Below are 19,134 nucleotides of genomic sequence, written 5' to 3' on the forward strand. Positions count from 1 at the left end.
AAATTTTTCTTCCGGTTAAAGGTCTTTAATCCATGCAGGCACATCAACAACTTCAGGTTCTCAGTACATGGCTCAACGATCAAATTATTGGTCAAGAACATTTGGTACAGCGCCTTTTGATCGCGCTCCTTGCCGATGGTCATTTATTAGTCGAAGGTGCTCCTGGCTTGGCCAAAACTAAAGCCATTAAAACCCTATCGCAGGCCATTGAAGGCAACTTCCACCGCATACAATTTACACCGGACCTTTTGCCTTCCGATGTAACGGGTACGGATATATATCGCCCACAAGAAGGAACCTTTGAATTTCAGCCAGGCCCCATATTTCATAACCTTGTATTGGCCGATGAAATTAACCGCGCACCCGCTAAGGTTCAATCAGCATTGCTTGAAGCCATGGCTGAGCGCCAAGTCAGTGTGGGCAGCAAAACCTATCCCCTACCCAATTTATTTATGGTGATGGCAACACAAAATCCTATAGAGCAAGAAGGTACCTACCCACTACCCGAAGCACAATTGGATCGTTTTTTACTGCATGTGGTAGTGGACTACCCCAGCATTGATGCTGAACGTCGCATTCTTAAATTAGCTCGCAATGAAGCAGCTTCGATTGCTGTGACGCCTCCAGCGCCCATTACTCAAGCCAGCTTAGAACAAGCGCGCCAAGAAGTATTGGCCATTCACATGGCAGAAAGCGTGGAGGAATATATTGTGCAGCTTATCAATGCGACACGCCGTCCTGGCAACTACTCTGCTGAACTAGCCGGCCTCATCGAATATGGCGCAAGCCCACGAGCCACTATTGCACTAGATCGCTGTGCACGCGCTCATGCTTGGCTTCAAGGCAGGGATTTTGTGAGCCCCGATGACGTGCAAGCGATTATTCACGATGTATTGCGTCACCGATTGATTCTAAGCTTTGAAGCAGAAGCAACAGGCACCACCAGCCAGCATGCGATTGATAAATTATTAGCAGCTGTACCCGTTGCTTAATAAAATCTTCTTATGCTCCACTCATTCGTTTGAGTTAATCGCGGTGATGTTTTGACCATGAATTCAATCAATACTCTACTAGAAGACATGAATCCACGCGGCGCCTACACAAGCCTCGCAGATTTACTCCGTTGCCGCTTTGCCGCGCAGGACTTGAAGCTCTTCGCTCATCAGCCTGCGCGCAGTTTGTTAGCTGGGAGTGAACGCACTCGCTTTCGAGGTCGCGGCATGGACTTTGAAGAAGTTCGACTCTATCAAGCGGGCGATGATATTCGCTCTATCGATTGGCGGGTAACCGCACGCACACAAGTACCGCATACTAAAATTTTTCGAGAAGAGCGCGAACGCCCAGTTTTTATGGTCGTAGATCAACGCTCACCTCTATTTTTTGGTAGCCAGCGCTGCTTTAAATCAGTCCTAGGTGCCCATATTGCAGCCCTGCTCGGCTGGGCTGCTCTACACAATGGCGACCGATTGGGTGGTTTAGTATTCGGGGATTACGAACAGCGCGATATACGCCCGAGACGCAGCAAACATGCTGTTCTTGAGCTATTGCATCAACTCCAAGACTACAACCACAAACTACAAGCACCGATACGCCCACAGGCAGAGCAGAAGCCGGTAAGTCTTACGCAAATATTGACAGATACCCGCCGTATTGCAAAACCCGGCTGTGCACTGTTTATTATCAGCGACTTTCACGACAGTGACGACGCCACTGAGCAACAATTATTTGAGCTCGCGCGCCATACCGATGTAACGCTCATTCATCTTTATGATCCACTCGAACGGCAACTGCGCAACAATGCTCCTTTAAGCATTAGCAATGGCATACATCGCCTGCAACTGCCTACACAGGACAAAAGATTTCAAACGGCCTTTAGTGATGCGTTTAATCAGCGCGTGGAAAAACTTCAGCAAAGCTGTAAACGCCTGCGTATTGCACTCTTGAGCTATTCAACCCAAGACGATATTCACCAACAATTACGTCAAGCCTACAGTAAAAAATAAACTGTAGGTTGATACCTAAATGAAATGAATTGATCTCTATGCCTACTAACGCCTCACCTCTCGATCAACTTATCGATATACATCTCCCCAATAGCGTCAGCTGGTGGCCACTTGCACCGGGCTGGTGGGCTCTTATGGGTTTATTCATTCTCACTTTGATCATCGCACTGCGTGTTTTAAAGCATAAAAAGCGCAACAGCTACCGAGAAACCGCTAAAGCGCAACTAGAAGAAGCCTATGCCAATCTGCAATCGACACCAGCAGCTACAGCTCAGTATTTACAGGCCGTCAACATCATATTGAAACGTACGGCACTAACCGCACAGTCGAAAACATTTTCTGCCGCGATCAAAGGAGAGGAATGGCTAAACTGGCTAGACAGCATCTACCCTAGTGCCACCAAGTCGCCACAGCAAAATAGCGACGCAAATAATTTTAGTCAGGGTGTTGGTCGCGTGCTACTTATAGGCCTTTATCAAAAATCCCCCGACATAGATGCAGACAGACTTCATAAACTCTGCCTCGACTGGTTGGCCACACATAAAAATCAATGGCAAAAAAATAAATCCCTCGCAACACGTGCCGTCATACAAGAGGAGGCCAAAAATGTTTGAATTAGAATGGCCTTGGTTATTGTTACTTGCGCCGCTACCCTTATTTATGCACTGGGTGACACCCACTAAAAAAGTAGAAGCAGCATTACGTGTACCTTTCTACCAAAGTGCAAGCCAGCTTAGTGGTGAGCAACACACTACTTACAAAGGGAACATATCCAAATTAAGCCTACTCTGGCTTATTTGGCTTTGCTGCATTTTTTCACTTAGCAATCCTCAATGGGTAGGCGAACCCACAAGTATGCCAGCCAGCGGCCGAGACCTGTTACTCGCAGTAGATATTTCTGGCAGCATGAGAAGCCCTGACGTCACCTACGGAAACTACCGAGTAACACGCTTAACCGCAGTAAAAAAAGTAATCGGAGATTTCGTTGAGCGCCGCACCTCGGACCGACTTGGATTGGTCCTTTTCGGCAGCCAAGCTTTTTTACAAACTCCCCTAACATTCGATGTAAAAACAGTTAACCAAATGCTAAGCGAAGCAGAGGCCGGTTTTGCTGGTGAAGCCACCGCAATAGGCGACGCCATCGCATTAAGCATAAAACGCCTACGCAAATACCCTGACTCAAAGAGAGTTATTATTTTATTAACCGATGGCGAAAATACAGCGGGTGAATTATCCCCAGAGAAAGCAGCTGAGTTAGCTATCAAAGCACACACTAAAGTTTACACCATAGCCTTCGGACCCAATGATCGAGAGGTAGATGCCTACAGCATGAAAAAATTAGCTGAGCAAACAGGTGGTGAGTTTTTTCGCGCGCGCTCCACCCAAGAGCTCGCGCTTATTCACGAAGAGCTCGACCGCTTAGAGCCAAGCGAGAGCGATCCTGAAATGTTTCGCCCACGCGTCATGCTCTACCATTGGACATTAGGCCTAGCCCTTATACTCAGCATGCTTTTAGCCCTATTACAATTCAATTTAAGTAGTAGATTTTCACGGGAGGAAAAATAATGGACAACTTGGCATTAATCTCCAGCCAATTTCATTTTTTACGCCCACTTTGGCTCTTGGCACTTATACCCACGGTAACCCTAGTAATTTTACTCTGGCGCAAAAAAACACAAAGCCAACAGTGGCAACAATTAATTTCTCCTGAACTACTACCCTTTTTATTAGATGGAACAGGAGCACGTATTAAACCATGGCACCTGAGCATCATCTTATTTGGCTGGCTTCTCGCCACCTTGGCGCTAGCGGGGCCAAGCTGGGAAAAACGCCCCGTACAGGTAGAAAAGAACCAACAGGCACTGGTAATAATATTAGACCTATCTCCCTCTATGCTCACCGAAGACATCAAGCCATCTCGATTAATTCGCGCGCGATTAAAAATTGCTGACATTTTACACCTGCGTAAAGATGGCCAAACAGCTTTGGTGGTCTACGCAGGTGATGCCCATGTCGTTACACCTCTTACCGATGATGTAGACACCATCAATAATCTTTTGCCCATCACCAGCCCCTATGTAATGCCACTGCAGGGTAGCAATACAGAAGCCGCCGTAAGCCGCTCACTGCAACTGTTAAAAGATGCGGGCATTGTGCAGGGCGATTTATTATTAATAACAGATGGAGTAGATCAAGGCGCGCAAGACACCATCAGTCATTTACTCTCGCAGGAGCCTAATTATCGACTTTCAGTACTAGGAGTAGGAGGCAAGTCACCGGCTCCCATCCCTAGCGGAAAAGGCGGTTTTATCCGCGACAACCACAACAACATAGTCACTACCCAATTAAATTCTGGAGAATTACAACGCTTTGCTCAATTCAATCGTGGGCGCTATGCAAGCCTAAGCGATACAGCACGCGACTTAAGCTACTTACTAGCAGCTAGCAACGCCTCAGAGAATGAAACACAAGCCATAGATCGCAATTTCGACCAATGGTTTGACCAAGGCTACTGGCTCATATATTTACTACTCCCTATCATCATTTATTGCTTTAGACGTGGTGTTTTACTTTCACTACTCTTGGTACCACTGATAGGGTTAAGTCCCAGTAAAAGTTATGCATTCAGCTGGAATGATCTATGGCAAAACGAAAATCAACAAGCACAAGCGCACTTACGCTCAGGTGAAAACAAAATAGCTGCAGAACAATTTAAAGACCCAACATGGAAAGCAGCAGCTCAATATCGCAATGGCGATTACGCAGAAGCAGCAAAGAATTTTGCATTAGAGGATAGTGCAGAAGCACATTTTAACCGCGGCAATGCCCTTGCTAAAGGCAACAGATTAAAAGAATCTCTAAAAGCCTATGATGAAAGCCTAAAGCGTGACCCAAATTTTGAAGATGCAAAGAAAAATCGCCAATTAGTGGAAGAACTCATAAAGCAGCAAGAACAACAGCAACAGCAGAGTGATAAACAGCAGGATTCTAAAGACAAGAACAACGAGAACGACAAGAGCGACTCGCAAAACAAAAAGGATCAAAGCACTAGCGAAGATAGTTCGAGTCAACAACAATCTGACCAAAAAAACAATCAACAGCAAAATGGGGAAAAAGGTCAGAATCAGGAGCCTCAAAACGACGCCAACAATAAAGACCAACAAAACGACCCATCACAAACGAGTGACAAAAATACTGCCCCCCAAGAACAGGATTCACAAAACCAGAATTCAAAAGCAGGAGAGCGAGAGTTAACACCAGATGAGCAAAAAAAGGCGGAGGAGGATTTAGCAAAAGCCCAAGCCAAAGAGGCAGAGCAACAACAGGCAGAAGAAGCCGAAGCTAACCAGCCCGAAACAAACACAACCGAAAAATCTAAAAGTGAAGAGCAGAAATCAACAGAACAGAAAAAAGCTGAAGAAATGATCATGAATCAACCTAGCCAAGATGATGGCTTGAGTGATGAAGAACGCCAAGCAGTTGAGCAGTGGTTGCGCCGGGTGCCTGATGAGCCAAGCGAGTTTTTAAAGAATAAATTTCGCTATCAGCACTATCAACAACGCCAACAAAAAATGAATGGCGATTGGCAGGGGCCAGAAAACGATGCCGACAAACGCTGGTAATTTTTTATTTTCATACCCCATATTTAAATACATTTGGTAAGAGCTTGAACATGAATACAGAAAAAACCCTACGCATTACCCCTTTAATTAAATTCTGGATTATTCTTGTCTGTCTCATTGGTGCCCTACCCTCGATGGCAGACAACCTTACTGCAAGCGTAGATAGAGACACCCTTGGGCTTGAGGAAACTTTTGTTCTCAACTTACGCTATGACAAACAGATCAATGCGACACCAGACTATGAGCTTCTACGAAAGGACTTTGACATTCTGAATGTTCAAAGCGGTACGCAAATGAGCATAATAAATGGCAGCATGGAAGCATCTACTCAATGGAATATTTCGCTAGCACCCAAGAAGATTGGCAAGGCTTTAATCCCCTCCTTTAATATTGACGGCGCAGTGAGCGATGCAATCGAGATAACTATTGAAGGAAAGAGCAATAATCCAAACCTAGGCAACAATGACATAACTGTCGTTACCGAAATCAGTCATGACACCACTCATGTGCAACAACAACTGCTTCTCACTGTACGCCTCTACTCCACTGTTTCACTAAACGGAGCAGAGTTACAACCTTTAGAACTTAAAAATGCGATAGTCGTAAAGCTTGATGACAAACAATATCAAACGCAAATTCGCGGTAAAACGGGTTTGGTTCTGGAGTCACGCTTTATCATTTATCCGCAAGAAAGTGGTGAGTTAAATATACCCAGCTTACTCTACCAAGCTGCTATAGATAATGGCACTCGCGATATTTTTGGGCGAGGCAATAGCAAAGTGCTTCGCTACCGTACCGATGAAGTTAATGTACAGGTTGACCCTGCTATTTCAGCCGCAGGCGAACCTTGGTTGCCAGCTAAAGGCCTAACTCTTAGCGAACACTGGAACATGGACCTAGACAATTTGAAGGTAGGTGAGCCAGTATCGCGCAGCATTACGATCAAAGCAGAAGGATTAACAGCAGCACAAATTCCACCGTTAGATTCACCACAAATAAATCACCTTACTTTTTACAAAGACCAAGCGCAAAGCGAGGATCAAAAGTCGGATAAAAGCATTACAGGCAGCCGCATAGAAACTATGGCAATAGTACCAACGCAACCAGGCAAATATGTATTGCCAGAAGTTAAAGTGAAGTGGTGGAATACTGACACGCAACAGTTTGAAGTGGCCAGCCTAGCTGCTGTAACTCTCACAGTAGCGAGCGGCGCCATGTCAACCAACAATTTGCAAGCTACAGGCGCAATAGATGCAACCGAGCCTATGGAGCCGCTGCCACTTAATACCGACCTAAACAGCCTACCCACAACTGCGCCACAAATCATTAAGGAAGCACCTTTGTGGCTATACGTATCAAATCTACTAAGCCTTATTGGCTTGGCTTGGTTTGGCTGGAAGGTCTGGCAACTACAAAAAAAACTGAGTGTTATTCATCACACAAATGAGCAACTTAAAACACAACAAACACACACCGAAGCTCAAGCTTGGCAAAAACTAAAACATAGTTTATCCGAACACAACGCCATAAAAATTCGCACCGACCTCTTAAACTGGGCACAAATTCACTGGCACAATCCTCAGCTAATAAACCTACAGTGCCTTGGCTCATATATTGGCGACAGTAACTTTAACAATCTACTACTCCAGCTCGATCAAACAATTTACAGCAATAATGTTCAAGCGCTCAACACCAGCGAGCTTCTACAATTGCTAAGCAATTTACGTCGCGATAAAACCAAAAAGGCCACAACTCAGAATGAATTGCAGCCTCTTTATAAAAGCTAACATAATAGCTACTGAAGTAAGCTTACTTAATATTTTCGTGAGCTTACTTCTAACTTATTTGGTATCCCCTAGTAGAATTATTTACTCAAACTTGCATAGCTAAGGTTGTATGTGGCTAGTTGCGCCTCCACCTCAGTAACTGATGCGATAGCCTTAGCGGCCATATTATCCAAATTAATAACCGTAGAAATCATATTTCTTTCATGCATTAGACGTGCGAGTTCGGCTTGATTAACTTTACCCTTAGGACTTACCCTTTCCAGCTCTTCAGGCGAGAGACTAGCATGGCGGCCACCTGGCAAATAAATAGTGCCATTACTAAAATCTACCGCAAAGGCTATAACGCCCGGAATAAAAAAGAACAAGAGGCCAATTGCATCAAATATCGCAATTTTTGGATCTATTTGCCCACTTACTTGACCTTTTCGCTCGGGATGAAGAATCGTCCCGCAGCCCACCAACTGAGTCACCATACCTGCGGAAACACATAAGACAATCGCTTTAGTTATTATCGCTTTCATAAAATATCTGCCTTTTGCTCGTATTACTCAAGTTTAAAAATCTGAATGCTTCAAAATATTCTGCAGCAGTTCAGCTATGCTCCCAACAAAGGAAAGCAGCCATGTATCAACGCTATAGAAAAGCCCCTCATACACCACCTCTACAACATAGCCTAAATGCTCCCAGGGTCAACTGATTTCGGATCTCCCCCGATGCTAGTTGCGAAAAAACTGTAGTTTATCGATTTGTTTGTCAAATTGAATGAGAACATGATCGATACAGCGTGTCGCCAACTTAAAATACTCCCCCGGCTCAATTGAGGGGGTACTAACAATTAACTGTGTTTCAATGCATTGTAACAATCGGCGTATTTCTACTTGAGATTGATCTGACCATGACGAGTCAATGCAAGATTTAATCTTATTGTGTAAATGATTCAGTTGAATCCGCAGTACACTAGAGCACTCTCCTTTAGCGGCAACCCCGGTCCCCAACGCGCGTGCTTGGCCAATATATTCAGCCACCGACAACAAATAGCGCCAATCCGTATCCATACTGCCACCACCTAATTTAGACAGATGATGGAAATCCGCCACGTCCTCTATCAAGTACAATAAATTAGCAATCAATATATTGTGCTGTTTAAAGTTATTCTCTGCTTCTCCCTGGAGGTAAGCCTGACTCAAACGTCGCCAGTGATCGGCCAAACTATTCCACTTTGGATTTCCCTGCATCCACAAACTAATTACAGGAATTTCAAACATCAACTGTTTAATTTTATTGTCTAATAAATCTATATCCGCTTTGCTTGCACGATTGCCATTGAGATAACCAGTAGTAAGCCCACGATGCTGCTGAATAAAAGTTAGCAGGCCACGCAATGCTTTAATATAAATAACACCCTCACCAAATAATCGCTCTGCGATTTTCTTGTTACGCCTAATAGATATAACAAGAAAAATTAAGAAACCTAAAGGAATTGCAAAAACAATTGCTAACAGGGAAATCGGAGTTGCCATGACACTACTCCACCTTATGAGTCAGTTGATGTAAATGTTCAGCTATCTCTACCGCCTGACTAGCGCGATAACTATTTTTATTAGCGAGTTCAGCTACAGATTCTATATGCAGCGAAATTTCACGCGCAGCAATTGCTTGCTGACCTGTTGCTACAGCAATCTCATCCACCAATCCAAATACCGTCTCTGTTGTTGTTAATATTGCTGTTAATGAACCATCTGCTTTTGTCACCTCCTCCATTGACCTATCCGTCTTCTCAACCACTTGCTTCATACTAACTAATAAGCTGAGCATATTCTCTTGCACTTGAGCAACATTATCGGCGATATCTGTTGCGGAGCCTTGGCTTCGAATAGACAAGCTTCTTACCTCATCAGCAACCACCGCAAAACCGCGCCCCTGCTCTCCCGCGCGCGCAGCCTCAATCGCAGCATTTAATGCCAACAAATTTGTTTGCGCAGCAATTTCGCGAATGACCTGCGACATGCCGCTTACATTTTTCATCTGTATATCCAACTCAGCAATACGCTGCTCAGTATCTTTCGCCAAGTGCGCTACTTGAGTAACTTCCTGAGTAGCAAGCACTAATGCCTGGCTGCCATACTTACTTAAATCATAGGCTTTAGTGGCAGCAGATCGCGCGGCAACAATGCGACTGCTAATATCCTCCACACTATGGCTAATTTCTGTCACTGCAGCGGCACTCGACGTCATGGCGGAGGATTGATGCGCAGCACCTTTAGATACATCTCTTGCATTACGTGCAAGTTCTGAAGAAGAGTGGCTCATTTCTTTTACTGCGTCTTTATATTCCGCATTAATACGCGCCTGAGCTTTAAAAGCCTCTATAAAGTTATTTTCCAAACTATGCAGAGACCCTTTAACCAAATCATTCCAGTGGGCAGGCTTCTGCTTTTTATGAAGCTCCAAATAGCATATCAACCCTTCAATATCATTATTAACCCCAGCCACCATGCCCAAGGTTAATATTGCAACCAAACCCAGCGGGATCAACAACCAAACACCACCATATCCGAACAAAAGAGCGCCTGCGGCAACGATCAGGCTTAAAAAAATCACCAAGAGCAAAGCCGACAACTTTATTGCAGCTAACATTTGCCCAAGCAAGCGAACCATTTAATACACCTCTATAGAGAACATGTGAGAACACTACAAGCGCCCAATTTTGGCACTTTTTTAGTGGATATATTTTTTATAGCTACAAATTAGTGCACACATCTATTTCATCTACTCCAGACAACCCAAATTACATAACCTAAAAGACATATTAGAAGAACATATCTCTAACTGATCAACATTCATGCCATATCTTCAGCATTCATATCAGCAACCGAAGACTACCCAAAAAAATAAGATGACTTGAGATTCAGTTTTTAAGGCACACAGCTCTACTAACAACTCAATCTAAATCGAATAGTTGTCACGCAAAAAGTAGATTTATTCGTAGGGGTAATGAACGGAAAGGGGAAACTGAAAAAATAATTTTGATTTTTTCGGTCTTAGTTGGGTGAATCTTGCCCTGTATACTCATGGACTGTTTCTAGGCAAGCTTTCAACTTTAGATTCACTTCAAGATAAAGCGGATTATCTACTGCTAAATAACTATTTAACATATGGCTAAGACGACGCAAATGATAATCCATTTCTTGTTGAAGTAAACTTGCATCTTCAATTGAGCTAGACAAATCATTACTGGAACTTGTTGATAGGGCTTCTAATTTTTTCCGAAACCCCTCATCCGACAACATAGACCCCTTAAAGGATGTCGCAATATGCAGCATAAGATTTTGTAACGCATGAAGGCGTCGATCTCCATGCCTAAAACCGATTGAGGTCAACGCTTTTTTAAGCTGGCTAAAACAGCTGTTCATACGTAAATTCTGCTCCAACAAAGCTTCAGCAAAAGCTGGAATCCACTGCTGATTCACAATGGAGCGCAAAGGCAATACGGAGCGCCGTATCAATCCATTTAATAGCTCCAAACTGCGATTAAAATAACCCTGCTCATTAAGCTTAATAATAGGCAGAGTATCGCGCCAACTGTGGGATGGATTATTAAAATGATTAAAATAAATAGCCGTAACACTATCGACCAGGGCCAATAACTGCCCATCAATCGACAGCTCACTCTCAACCTGCCCCAATGGATAACCGGTACCATCGCAACGCTCATGATGCTCCGCGACAGCTAAAACCACCTCCTGATTAATTCCCTCAATTAACGATAGTAACCTACAACCTCTTTCCACATGCGACTGTATCTGCTCCCATTCATTCGCCAGGAGTACTGTGCGTTTATTTAGCACACTGGGATCAACATCGAGCATTGCCACATCGTGACTTAACGCAGCTAACAATAAATTCTGCTTCTGCTCCTTAGGCAATCGCATCTCCATAGCAAGCAATTGCATTAATAAACAACAACTCAAGCTGCGCCGGTAAAGCTCAGGGAGTTGATCCGCCATAATCGTAATTTTTTGCTGTAGCAGCGGTAATTCAGCAAAAACTGAGCACAAACCACCAAATAACTCATTAGAGTCATGGCGATCATAAAGAGAAAAGAAAAATGGGTCTTGCTCAATACAAGATTGTAGATCTCGCATCAGCCCGGATGAATCTAATGGCTGAGATAAATGAATACTCATCTCCAGCGGTTGCGACAATAACCCAGTGTCAATATCGTCAGCTGCTGTAGCAGTCAACTCCGCATTTTTTGACAAGAGTATATTGTGCGAAATATCGGAAATATCGACAGTTGCTATAACTTTATGACGAGCACCATTCCCTACCAAATAGTTAATATAGGCCCGTGAAGTTATAAATTTATCACCTTGATTTACACAAAAATTATCAATAAAGACTGAATCAAATGAATCTTTAGTCATTCCTGGTCCACACTTTAGTGAATTAAAGCACAATGTATTAAGTTGCAGGCATCTATGGCGCACTGCAAATTATTCTTAGCGCAGGCCTCTCTCATTTTTTTGAAGCAATCACAACAAAAGCACCACGAGCTTATCACCACAAACAATCGGGCCCAATAAAAGCCAAAGGAGTGGATTACAGACATGATCGATTGGCACATGTGGAGCTATTTCAATGTAAATACAGACAAAATCAGTGCTTAAACAGATTATTATTCTTAGCAAATTAAAAGACGCAATGACCTAACCACACAATTTAAAGTGTAGTTGAGTTTTTACACTTGGCAGCAAAAGCACCTAAAATCTCTCTTTTTAATAAACCATAACATTCCGTTTTACATATTCCTTTTTATGAGATGGCTCCCTAAAAAACCCCCAACATCAACTGTTGACACAAGAATAGCTGCGATATACCCACAAGGAGCCTTGCAACGAGATAATAAGAAATAAGAAGGAGGCAAACATTCAGGAGAAGAAGACATAAAAAAACCCGCTCTGATTTATGGTTCAGGGCGGGTTTTTAGGGATTCTGGGATTTCCCAGAACTTGCATATGGTGCCCGAGGCCGGACTTGAACCGGCACGACCAGTGGTCGACAGATTTTAAATCTGTTGTGTCTACCGATTTCACCACTCGGGCTAAGAGTGCTACGGCTTGATATAAATACTTACATCATAACAAGCTGTATAAATGTGGAGGCGCGATCCGGAGTCGAACCGGACTAACTGGATTTGCAATCCAGAGCATAACCGCTTTGCTATCGCGCCCTTTTCGGAGGCCGCAATTCTAACGGACTCATTTTAAAAATCCTAGTGTTTTCTAGGTGTTATAGAAGGTTTTTTTGTTTTTGCTCAAATGCCGTACAACCTGTGCGCAAACTAGCTACTTTATTATTTAGGCTCGGCGTCTGCCAACAAAAATGGCCAAGCTGCACGGAGATAAAGCACCATTGACCAAAGCGTTAATGCCGCAGCGCCGGCTAATGCAATAAATCCAATTGGGTATAATAGTTGTATATCAGCCAATAACACTATGATGGCTGTCATTTGCAGTGTGGTTTTAATTTTACCAATATAGGAAACGGCCACACTGGCACTTTGCCCTACTTCTGCCATCCACTCACGTAGCGCAGAAATGATTATTTCCCGCCCCACTATGACGGCAGACGCCACTACAAACCACGCGGAATAGTGATGAATGGTCACCAACAATAAGAGCGCAATAGCGACCATGAGCTTGTCGGCTACTGGATCAAGAAAGGCACCAAACGGCGTACTTTGATTGTATTTACGTGCCACGTAGCCATCAGCCCAATCGGTTATGGCAGCAACTGTGAAGATAAGGGCTGAGACAAAATGCGCCCATCCAAAAGGCATATAAAAAACCACAACAAAGAGCGGTATTAAAAAAATACGCATCAGAGTGAGCTGATTGGCGAGGGTCATAACTGTATCTCAAAAAAAGCGGTGAAATCAGGCGCGATAATACACCATCACCTAGTCGTTATGGAAAAAAGCATAGATTTCTTCTGCAAGCTTTTGGCTGATACCACCTACCTTGGCGAGATCCGCGATACTGGCTTTCTGCACTTCTTGCAGCCCCCCAAAATGGCGTAGCAACTCACGCCTACGTGTAGCACCTATGCCTGGCACATCCTCTAGCGTGGATGTTCTGCGCTTTTTATCACGGCGTTGCTTATGGCCAGTAATGGCAAAACGGTGCGATTCATCGCGAATATGTTGAATAAGATGCAATGCGGGAGAATCGCTGGCAAGAACGATTTCTGCACCCGTATCACCATCAAAGAGGGTTTCAAAACCCGCTTTACGAGTACTGCCTTTGGCTACACCTATGAGCTGAACGCCTTGCACACCTAGGTTACCCAAGACTTCTATAGCTTTACCCAGCTGCCCCTTACCACCATCGATTAACAGGATGTCAGGCAACTTACCTTCTCCTTTTTGCAATCTGGTGTAACGGCGTTGCAGCGCCTGCTCCATGGCTGCATAGTCATCACCGCCGGTTATGCCTTCAATATTAAAGCGGCGATAATCAGACTTAAGCGGCCCGTCACCATCAAACACCACGCAACTTGCGACGGTTAGCTCACCGCTGCTGTGGCTAATGTCAAAACACTCCATACGTTTTGGTGTTTCATCGAGTCCCAATACATCTTGCAGGGCGCGCATTCGGTCCAAAGAATTCTTTTTACTGTTGATGTGTGCAATTAAATTTTGAGTTGCCGCAGTCGCAGCCATTTGCAGCCACTGCTGGCGATGACTACGCACCTGATAATTTATATAGACTTGACGCCCAGAGGACTGTTGCAGCGCAGCCGCTATAGTCTCCTGCCCTTCAAGCGCTTGCGCTATGACCAGCTCACGCGGAATATCGCGCCCATGGCTGGCCAGATAGAACTGGGGGATAAATTCCGCAAGCACTTCAGCCGGCGTTTCAGCAAGCGTAGCGCTGGGATAAAAACTGCGACTGCCTAAGATTCGCCCGTGACGCACAAAGAGCACATGTACGCAAATCGCTGAAGCGCGCACTTCGGCAGCAATAATATCTATATCGCCATTACCCTCTTCCATGACTTGCTGGGTTTGAATACTCCGCAGTGAAGTAATTTGATCGCGCAGGGTAGCCGCCTTTTCAAAAGCCAACTGCTGCGCAGCAGACTCCATTTGATCAGCCATTTCACCCAATAAATTGTCGCCCTCACCCGCCAAAAACATGCGCGTATGGCGCAGATCCATTTGATAATCCTGAGGGCTAATAAGATCCACACATGGGCCACTACAGCGCTTAATTTGATATTGTAAACAAGGTCGTGTGCGATTATTAAATACGCTGTCTTCACACTGGCGAATACGAAATGTTTTTTGCAAAAAATTCAGACTGTCCTTCACCGCACCTACATTTGGATAAGGACCGAAATAATCTCCACGTCTTTTTTTTGCACCGCGATGATAACTAATGCGCGGATAATCCTCTCCGCTTGAGATAAAAATATAGGGGTAAGATTTATCGTCACGCAGTGAAATATTGTAGGGCGGGCGATTGGACTTAATTAAATTTTGCTCAAGAATTAAGGCTTCAGTTTCGCTTGCCGTTACCGTCACCTCTACCCGCGCTATTTTAGCGACTAAGGCTTGCGTCTTAATCGTTAAGCCAGTTTTGCGAAAATAACTAGCAAGGCGCGCCTTGAGGTTTTTTGCTTTACCCACATACAAAATCGCCCCTTTACTATCAAACATTTGATAGATGCCAGGTTGCTGAGTGGTATTTGAGAGGAAACGAGCTGGATCGAACCCCTGCTCTGCATCCTGAGGATCATTAGGATTCATAGGGACGATCACTATTTACTATGGAAGGCCAGATAAATTATTGAGGAATACAGCAGTCGCTATACGACTGCTTCAGGATCGAGCAGATTATGTTTTACTGCCAATAAAGTCAGCTCAACATCGCTATTGATATTGAGTTTTTCAAAAATCCTATAACGATAAGAGTTTACTGTTTTGGGACTGACGCAAAACGTATTGGCTATATCATTCACTTTTTGGCCATTGGCAATCAACATAGCGGTTTGCAGCTCACGCTGAGACAGCTTTTCAAAAGGTGACTCTTGGTTGTTTCCGCCAGAGAAGGTGCGCAAGGCCAACTGCTGGGCAATGCTATTGCTCATATAAAGATCACCACGGGTGACTTTATTCACAGCATCAATAATTTCTGAAAATTCAGCACCCTTGGTGACATAACCTACTGCACCCGCCTGCATAAGACGCGTGGGATACATATCGTCGTCACAAGCGGTTACTGCGATAATCTTAAGCGTGGGGTTAACCGTTAGCAGCTTTTTCGTCGCTTCTAGGCCGCCCATACCGGGCATTTTTACATCCATTAACACCACATCAGGTTTAAGTGCGCGCGCTTTTGTCACAGCTTCTTCGCCACTTTTAGCATCACCGATGACATGAAAGCCTTCGACGTCTGCCAACATACGCACTATACCCATGCGAACTAGATCGTGATCATCGACTACGAGAATCTTTGTCAAACTAGCCCCCAAATCCGTACACGGATTAAAATCATTGTTGTTATTGCCCTTTTGTTATCACTGGCGCGTTTTTAACGATTGTAGTTAGAGTCGCACTAAACTACCAGATTTTAATGACTTCTTTAAGGCCTGTTTGGACAAGCTTAGCAGCCATTGAGTGAGGGCGGGCGTTTACGGGTTTTTTTTATAACTTTTAGTTAGCTTTATCTGGCGAAAGGTGAGATTGATTCTCGGCTCCACGCTTTTTGCAGTTTTTGCCAGTTGATGCAACCAATGATGCTGTGTTTCGCCTTGCATGATAAGCAACGAGCCATGAGGCAAATCGACACTCAAGGATTTTGCTGCTATCAACGCAGTTTTTGGCTTCATCCCGAAGCGGCGCTCAGCCCCCAAGCTAAGCGACGCAATTAAGGGCTTAAGGCCCAACTCTGGCTCATCGTCTGCATGCCACGCAACGCTATCTGAACCATCACGATAAAAATTTGCCAGTAAACTATTAAACCGCACCTCGGTCGAGGTCAGCTCACTCATGAATACCTCTAACTGCTGCCTGATCGCATTCAAACTAGGTGTCCATGGCAAGGGCTCGAAGGCGATACCGGAATAACGGTAGCTGCAGCTAGCATCTCCATACCAAGCATTTAAACGGGGAATCGGCAGCTCACGGCCATGCATTTTAATAATCGACTGCTGCCACGCTAATTCATGGGTGAGAACACGTAAACATTCATCGGCCTGAGATGCTGCCATCCAGTGGCGATATAGGCGTACATCACCCCTAGAACCGTCCCGAGCGTCCACGAGAACCTCTGTCACGTTGGATTGAAACAGCGCGGTTTGCTGCATAAACTCCTCTTAAGTGTTAACCACTGCCTCTTCATTGTCATGAACTCTGTGCATAAACTCTCGCACCTACATTCAAGAGGGATAAATCCTAGGTTCCATCTCCAACTCGACATCAAATTGAGTATGTACATCTGCTTGGATTTGATCAGCCAAAGCTAACACAACCGAGCCAGCCAGCTTATTAGGATTAGTTAAAACCAACGCCTGCAGCTCATGTACTCGAGCACCTTGCAGCGCCCGCCCGCGCCAACCTGCTTGATCTATTAGCCAAGCAGCCGCCAGCTTCACATGGCACTCATCAACGGGATAGGCGACGAGCTGAGGATAGCGCTGTAATAATTTTTCATATTGCACACGTGTTATGACGGGGTTTTTAAAAAAACTACCGGCATTGGGTATTTGTTGTGGGTCTGGCAATTTACTTGCGCGAATGGTGATGACGGCATCACTGACTGCGCGTGCGCTCAATTGATCTTTTGACAACTGACTCAGTGCTGATGTCAACGCAGGATAATCGAGCTTTAGCTGCGGCTCTTTGGAAAGCTTAAACGTTACTGAGGTGATCAAATACTTATCTTTAAGTGCTTGTTTAAACACGCTGTCTCTATATCCAAAACGACAGCTTTCAGGGGTGAAGCTAATTTCCACGCCTGAGGACAATTCAATTGCCGTCAGCTCAGCGAAAACATCTTTCAGCTCCACACCATAGGCACCAATATTTTGTATAGGTGCGGCGCCCACACAACCGGGAATCAACGAGAGATTTTCTAAACCACAATAACCTTCGTCGAGGCTGTACTCTACAAGCTCATGCCAGTTTTCGCCGGCAGCAACCTTTAACCAAACGTGCTCACTCGTCTCTGCAATCAGGGTTTTTCCTTCTGTGCGCAGCTGCATAACGAGCCCAGGGAAATCGTCGCGCAACACAATATTGCTTCCGCCGCCGAGAATAAGTAATGGTAATTTTTCTGCCTTAGCAAAAGCCAAGGCTTCATGCACCTCATCGAGCGTGCGCACACTGACAAAATACTGGGCAATTGCAGGCACGGCTAAGGTGTTGTGCGCTTGTAAATTAAAATGAGGTAAAAAAAGGGGCACGTTCAATTCAACCTTAAAGCATGTGTTTGCGAATATCGTTAAGCAGGCCATTGGCCGCATCTTCTACTAAATCCAACACCAACTCAAAACCCTCGCTGCCACCGTGATAAGGGTCTGGCACTTCACTGAATTGTTGTTGCTCACCAAACGTTAAAAACAAACCCAAGTGACCTTTGTAGTTCGCGGGTTTTAAACTGTTCAATTCTGCAAGATTGGCGTTATCCATGGCCAATACATAATCGAATTCAGCAAAATCGAGCTTGCTAACTTGACGCGCGCGCAATGGTGCGAGATCAAAACCGCGCGCGCTTGCGGCAGCTACTGTGCGGGGATCGGGCGCGCGACCAATATGCCAAGAGGCGGTACCGGCTGAATCGATTGAAATTGCATCCTCCAAACCCGCGTCTGCCACCAACTTGCGCATCACACCATCTGCTGTGGGCGAGCGACAAATATTACCCAAGCACACAAATAAAACCTTAATCATGAATTCTTTTCCAAAAGCTGTTTAACGCGGAGCAAGTCCGCCTCTGTATCTACCCCGCCTGGCACAGGCGCGCAGGCTTCTTGCACATGAATAGCTTCGCCATTGGCTAATACGCGCAATTGTTCCAAAGACTCTATCTGCTCCAGCTGTGCCTGCGGCCAGGTTACAAAACGATGGAGTAATTCCACGCGATAGGCATAGATGCCTATATGACGCTGAGCAGGAAAGTTGGCAGGCAATTGATCAACTTGGTTTTGCGCAAAATGATCGCGCGGCCAAGGAATAGGCGCGCGACTAAAATACAAGGCGTTACCATTTTGCGCCGCAACTACTTTGACAATATTCGGGTTGCGAAAGTCTTCTAGGCTGTGAATGGGCTCACTTAAGGTGGCGACACTGGCGAAACTATTTTCAGCCATGTTGCGCGCAACTTGATTAATCACCGCCGGAGGAATTAAGGGTTCATCGCCCTGCACATTCACCACAATATCGGTCGGTAACAGGCCGAGCTGCGCAACCACTTCTTGCAGGCGATCGGTACCGGAATTATGTGCTGCCGAGGTCATACACACCTGTGCACCAAAGCTCTTGGCAGCGGCTTCAATACGCGCATCATCGGTCGCAATAATAACGGCTTTGGCGGCAGACTCGCAGGCGCGCTCGTAAACATGTTGAATCATAGGTTTACCGGCAATTTCTTTTAACGGTTTTGCAGGCAGGCGCGTAGAGGCAAAACGCGCGGGAATCACAACATAAAAGCTCAT

At 45.0% G+C, this 19,134-nt stretch carries 17 protein-coding genes and 2 tRNA genes; 6 read left to right on the forward strand and 13 right to left on the reverse strand.

All coding sequences use genetic code 11. The annotated features are described in order from the left end of the window. Positions 1-32 precede the first annotated feature (32 nt). Genes AC0KUT_RS11135 through AC0KUT_RS11160 form a run of 6 tightly spaced genes read left to right on the forward strand, consistent with a single transcriptional unit; the run spans position 33 to position 7,413 of the window. Positions 33-992 (forward strand): AAA family ATPase, encoded by a 960-nt coding sequence (locus tag AC0KUT_RS11135; protein WP_488829959.1) that lies wholly within the window; start codon positions 33-35, stop codon positions 990-992. Positions 993-1,049: 57 nt separating this feature from the next. Next, complete coding sequence (locus AC0KUT_RS11140; RefSeq protein WP_488829960.1) at positions 1,050-2,003, forward strand: DUF58 domain-containing protein; 954 nt, start codon at positions 1,050-1,052, stop codon at positions 2,001-2,003. Between the two features lie 38 nt (positions 2,004-2,041). Continuing rightward, the gene (locus AC0KUT_RS11145) at positions 2,042-2,617 is read left to right on the forward strand and encodes a DUF4381 domain-containing protein (protein WP_488829961.1); all 576 of its coding nucleotides are present in this window, start codon (positions 2,042-2,044) and stop codon (positions 2,615-2,617) included. After that, positions 2,610-3,569 carry a VWA domain-containing protein gene (locus AC0KUT_RS11150; RefSeq protein WP_488829962.1) on the forward strand — a complete coding sequence of 320 codons (960 nt, stop codon included), beginning with the start codon at positions 2,610-2,612 and terminating at the stop codon, positions 3,567-3,569. Before AC0KUT_RS11145 ends, AC0KUT_RS11150 begins: the two co-directional genes overlap by 8 nt. After that, a complete protein-coding gene (locus AC0KUT_RS11155; protein ID WP_488829963.1) occupies positions 3,569-5,626 on the forward strand; it encodes a vWA domain-containing protein in 2,058 nt (685 codons plus the stop codon). Before AC0KUT_RS11150 ends, AC0KUT_RS11155 begins: the two co-directional genes overlap by 1 nt. A 50-nt stretch (positions 5,627-5,676) precedes the next feature. Continuing rightward, positions 5,677-7,413: a BatD family protein gene (locus AC0KUT_RS11160; RefSeq protein ID WP_488829964.1), complete on the forward strand. Its 1,737-nt coding sequence runs from the start codon at positions 5,677-5,679 to the stop codon at positions 7,411-7,413. A 77-nt stretch (positions 7,414-7,490) separates the two neighbouring features. On the opposite strand, the gene AC0KUT_RS11165 is transcribed toward AC0KUT_RS11160, so the two are convergent. From AC0KUT_RS11165 to kdsB, 13 genes are all read right to left on the reverse strand, one after another. Next, positions 7,491-7,934 (reverse strand): hypothetical protein, encoded by a 444-nt coding sequence (locus AC0KUT_RS11165; protein WP_488829965.1) that lies wholly within the window; start codon positions 7,932-7,934, stop codon positions 7,491-7,493. 195 nt (positions 7,935-8,129) lie between these two features. Continuing rightward, positions 8,130-8,933 (reverse strand): nitrate- and nitrite sensing domain-containing protein, encoded by an 804-nt coding sequence (locus AC0KUT_RS11170; RefSeq protein ID WP_488829966.1) that lies wholly within the window; start codon positions 8,931-8,933, stop codon positions 8,130-8,132. 4 nt (positions 8,934-8,937) lie between these two features. Next, on the reverse strand, positions 8,938-10,071 hold the full coding sequence (locus AC0KUT_RS11175) for a methyl-accepting chemotaxis protein (protein WP_488829967.1): 1,134 nt from the start codon (positions 10,069-10,071) through the stop codon (positions 8,938-8,940). A 383-nt stretch (positions 10,072-10,454) separates the two neighbouring features. Continuing rightward, positions 10,455-11,840 (reverse strand): HD-GYP domain-containing protein, encoded by a 1,386-nt coding sequence (locus AC0KUT_RS11180; RefSeq protein ID WP_488829968.1) that lies wholly within the window; start codon positions 11,838-11,840, stop codon positions 10,455-10,457. A gap of 592 nt (positions 11,841-12,432) precedes the next feature. Then, positions 12,433-12,518, reverse strand: a tRNA-Leu gene (locus AC0KUT_RS11185). Positions 12,519-12,572: 54 nt separating this feature from the next. Then, positions 12,573-12,646, reverse strand: a tRNA-Cys gene (locus tag AC0KUT_RS11190). A 123-nt stretch (positions 12,647-12,769) separates the two neighbouring features. Then, positions 12,770-13,324 (reverse strand): CDP-diacylglycerol--glycerol-3-phosphate 3-phosphatidyltransferase, encoded by a 555-nt coding sequence (pgsA, locus tag AC0KUT_RS11195; protein ID WP_488829969.1) that lies wholly within the window; start codon positions 13,322-13,324, stop codon positions 12,770-12,772. Between the two features lie 51 nt (positions 13,325-13,375). Then, a complete protein-coding gene (uvrC, locus tag AC0KUT_RS11200) occupies positions 13,376-15,226 on the reverse strand; it encodes an excinuclease ABC subunit UvrC (RefSeq protein WP_488829970.1) in 1,851 nt (616 codons plus the stop codon). A 59-nt stretch (positions 15,227-15,285) separates the two neighbouring features. Beyond that, positions 15,286-15,939, reverse strand: coding sequence for a response regulator (locus AC0KUT_RS11205; protein ID WP_488829971.1), 654 nt, complete (start codon positions 15,937-15,939; stop codon positions 15,286-15,288). A 171-nt stretch (positions 15,940-16,110) separates the two neighbouring features. Next, positions 16,111-16,785 (reverse strand): alpha-ketoglutarate-dependent dioxygenase AlkB family protein, encoded by a 675-nt coding sequence (locus tag AC0KUT_RS11210; RefSeq protein WP_488829972.1) that lies wholly within the window; start codon positions 16,783-16,785, stop codon positions 16,111-16,113. Positions 16,786-16,857: 72 nt separating this feature from the next. Beyond that, positions 16,858-17,883 (reverse strand): UDP-N-acetylmuramate dehydrogenase, encoded by a 1,026-nt coding sequence (gene murB, locus AC0KUT_RS11215; protein ID WP_488829973.1) that lies wholly within the window; start codon positions 17,881-17,883, stop codon positions 16,858-16,860. Between the two features lie 13 nt (positions 17,884-17,896). Further along, positions 17,897-18,370, reverse strand: coding sequence for a low molecular weight protein-tyrosine-phosphatase (locus AC0KUT_RS11220; RefSeq protein ID WP_488829974.1), 474 nt, complete (start codon positions 18,368-18,370; stop codon positions 17,897-17,899). Continuing rightward, positions 18,367-19,134: a 3-deoxy-manno-octulosonate cytidylyltransferase gene (gene kdsB / locus AC0KUT_RS11225; RefSeq protein WP_488829975.1), complete on the reverse strand. Its 768-nt coding sequence runs from the start codon at positions 19,132-19,134 to the stop codon at positions 18,367-18,369. The genes AC0KUT_RS11220 and kdsB overlap by 4 nt, the downstream gene beginning before the upstream one ends.

Source organism: Cellvibrio sp. 25HG11W-0, from assembly GCF_057815475.1.

What these genes read in the sequence shown, in the direction of transcription:
- AC0KUT_RS11135 (WP_488829959.1), top strand. Translation starts at nt 33, where the DNA reads ATGCAGGCACATCAACAACTTCAGGTTCTCAGTACATGGCTCAACGAT.
- AC0KUT_RS11140 (WP_488829960.1), top strand. Translation starts at nt 1,050, where the DNA reads ATGAATTCAATCAATACTCTACTAGAAGACATGAATCCACGCGGCGCC.
- AC0KUT_RS11145 (WP_488829961.1), top strand. Translation starts at nt 2,042, where the DNA reads ATGCCTACTAACGCCTCACCTCTCGATCAACTTATCGATATACATCTC.
- AC0KUT_RS11150 (WP_488829962.1), top strand. Translation starts at nt 2,610, where the DNA reads ATGTTTGAATTAGAATGGCCTTGGTTATTGTTACTTGCGCCGCTACCC.
- AC0KUT_RS11155 (WP_488829963.1), top strand. Translation starts at nt 3,569, where the DNA reads ATGGACAACTTGGCATTAATCTCCAGCCAATTTCATTTTTTACGCCCA.
- AC0KUT_RS11160 (WP_488829964.1), top strand. Translation starts at nt 5,677, where the DNA reads ATGAATACAGAAAAAACCCTACGCATTACCCCTTTAATTAAATTCTGG.
- AC0KUT_RS11165 (WP_488829965.1), bottom strand. Translation starts at nt 7,934, where the DNA reads ATGAAAGCGATAATAACTAAAGCGATTGTCTTATGTGTTTCCGCAGGT.
- AC0KUT_RS11170 (WP_488829966.1), bottom strand. Translation starts at nt 8,933, where the DNA reads ATGGCAACTCCGATTTCCCTGTTAGCAATTGTTTTTGCAATTCCTTTA.
- AC0KUT_RS11175 (WP_488829967.1), bottom strand. Translation starts at nt 10,071, where the DNA reads ATGGTTCGCTTGCTTGGGCAAATGTTAGCTGCAATAAAGTTGTCGGCT.
- AC0KUT_RS11180 (WP_488829968.1), bottom strand. Translation starts at nt 11,840, where the DNA reads ATGACTAAAGATTCATTTGATTCAGTCTTTATTGATAATTTTTGTGTA.
- pgsA (WP_488829969.1), bottom strand. Translation starts at nt 13,324, where the DNA reads ATGACCCTCGCCAATCAGCTCACTCTGATGCGTATTTTTTTAATACCG.
- uvrC (WP_488829970.1), bottom strand. Translation starts at nt 15,226, where the DNA reads ATGAATCCTAATGATCCTCAGGATGCAGAGCAGGGGTTCGATCCAGCT.
- AC0KUT_RS11210 (WP_488829972.1), bottom strand. Translation starts at nt 16,785, where the DNA reads ATGCAGCAAACCGCGCTGTTTCAATCCAACGTGACAGAGGTTCTCGTG.
- AC0KUT_RS11220 (WP_488829974.1), bottom strand. Translation starts at nt 18,370, where the DNA reads ATGATTAAGGTTTTATTTGTGTGCTTGGGTAATATTTGTCGCTCGCCC.
- kdsB (WP_488829975.1), bottom strand. Translation starts at nt 19,134, where the DNA reads ATGAGCTTTTATGTTGTGATTCCCGCGCGTTTTGCCTCTACGCGCCTG.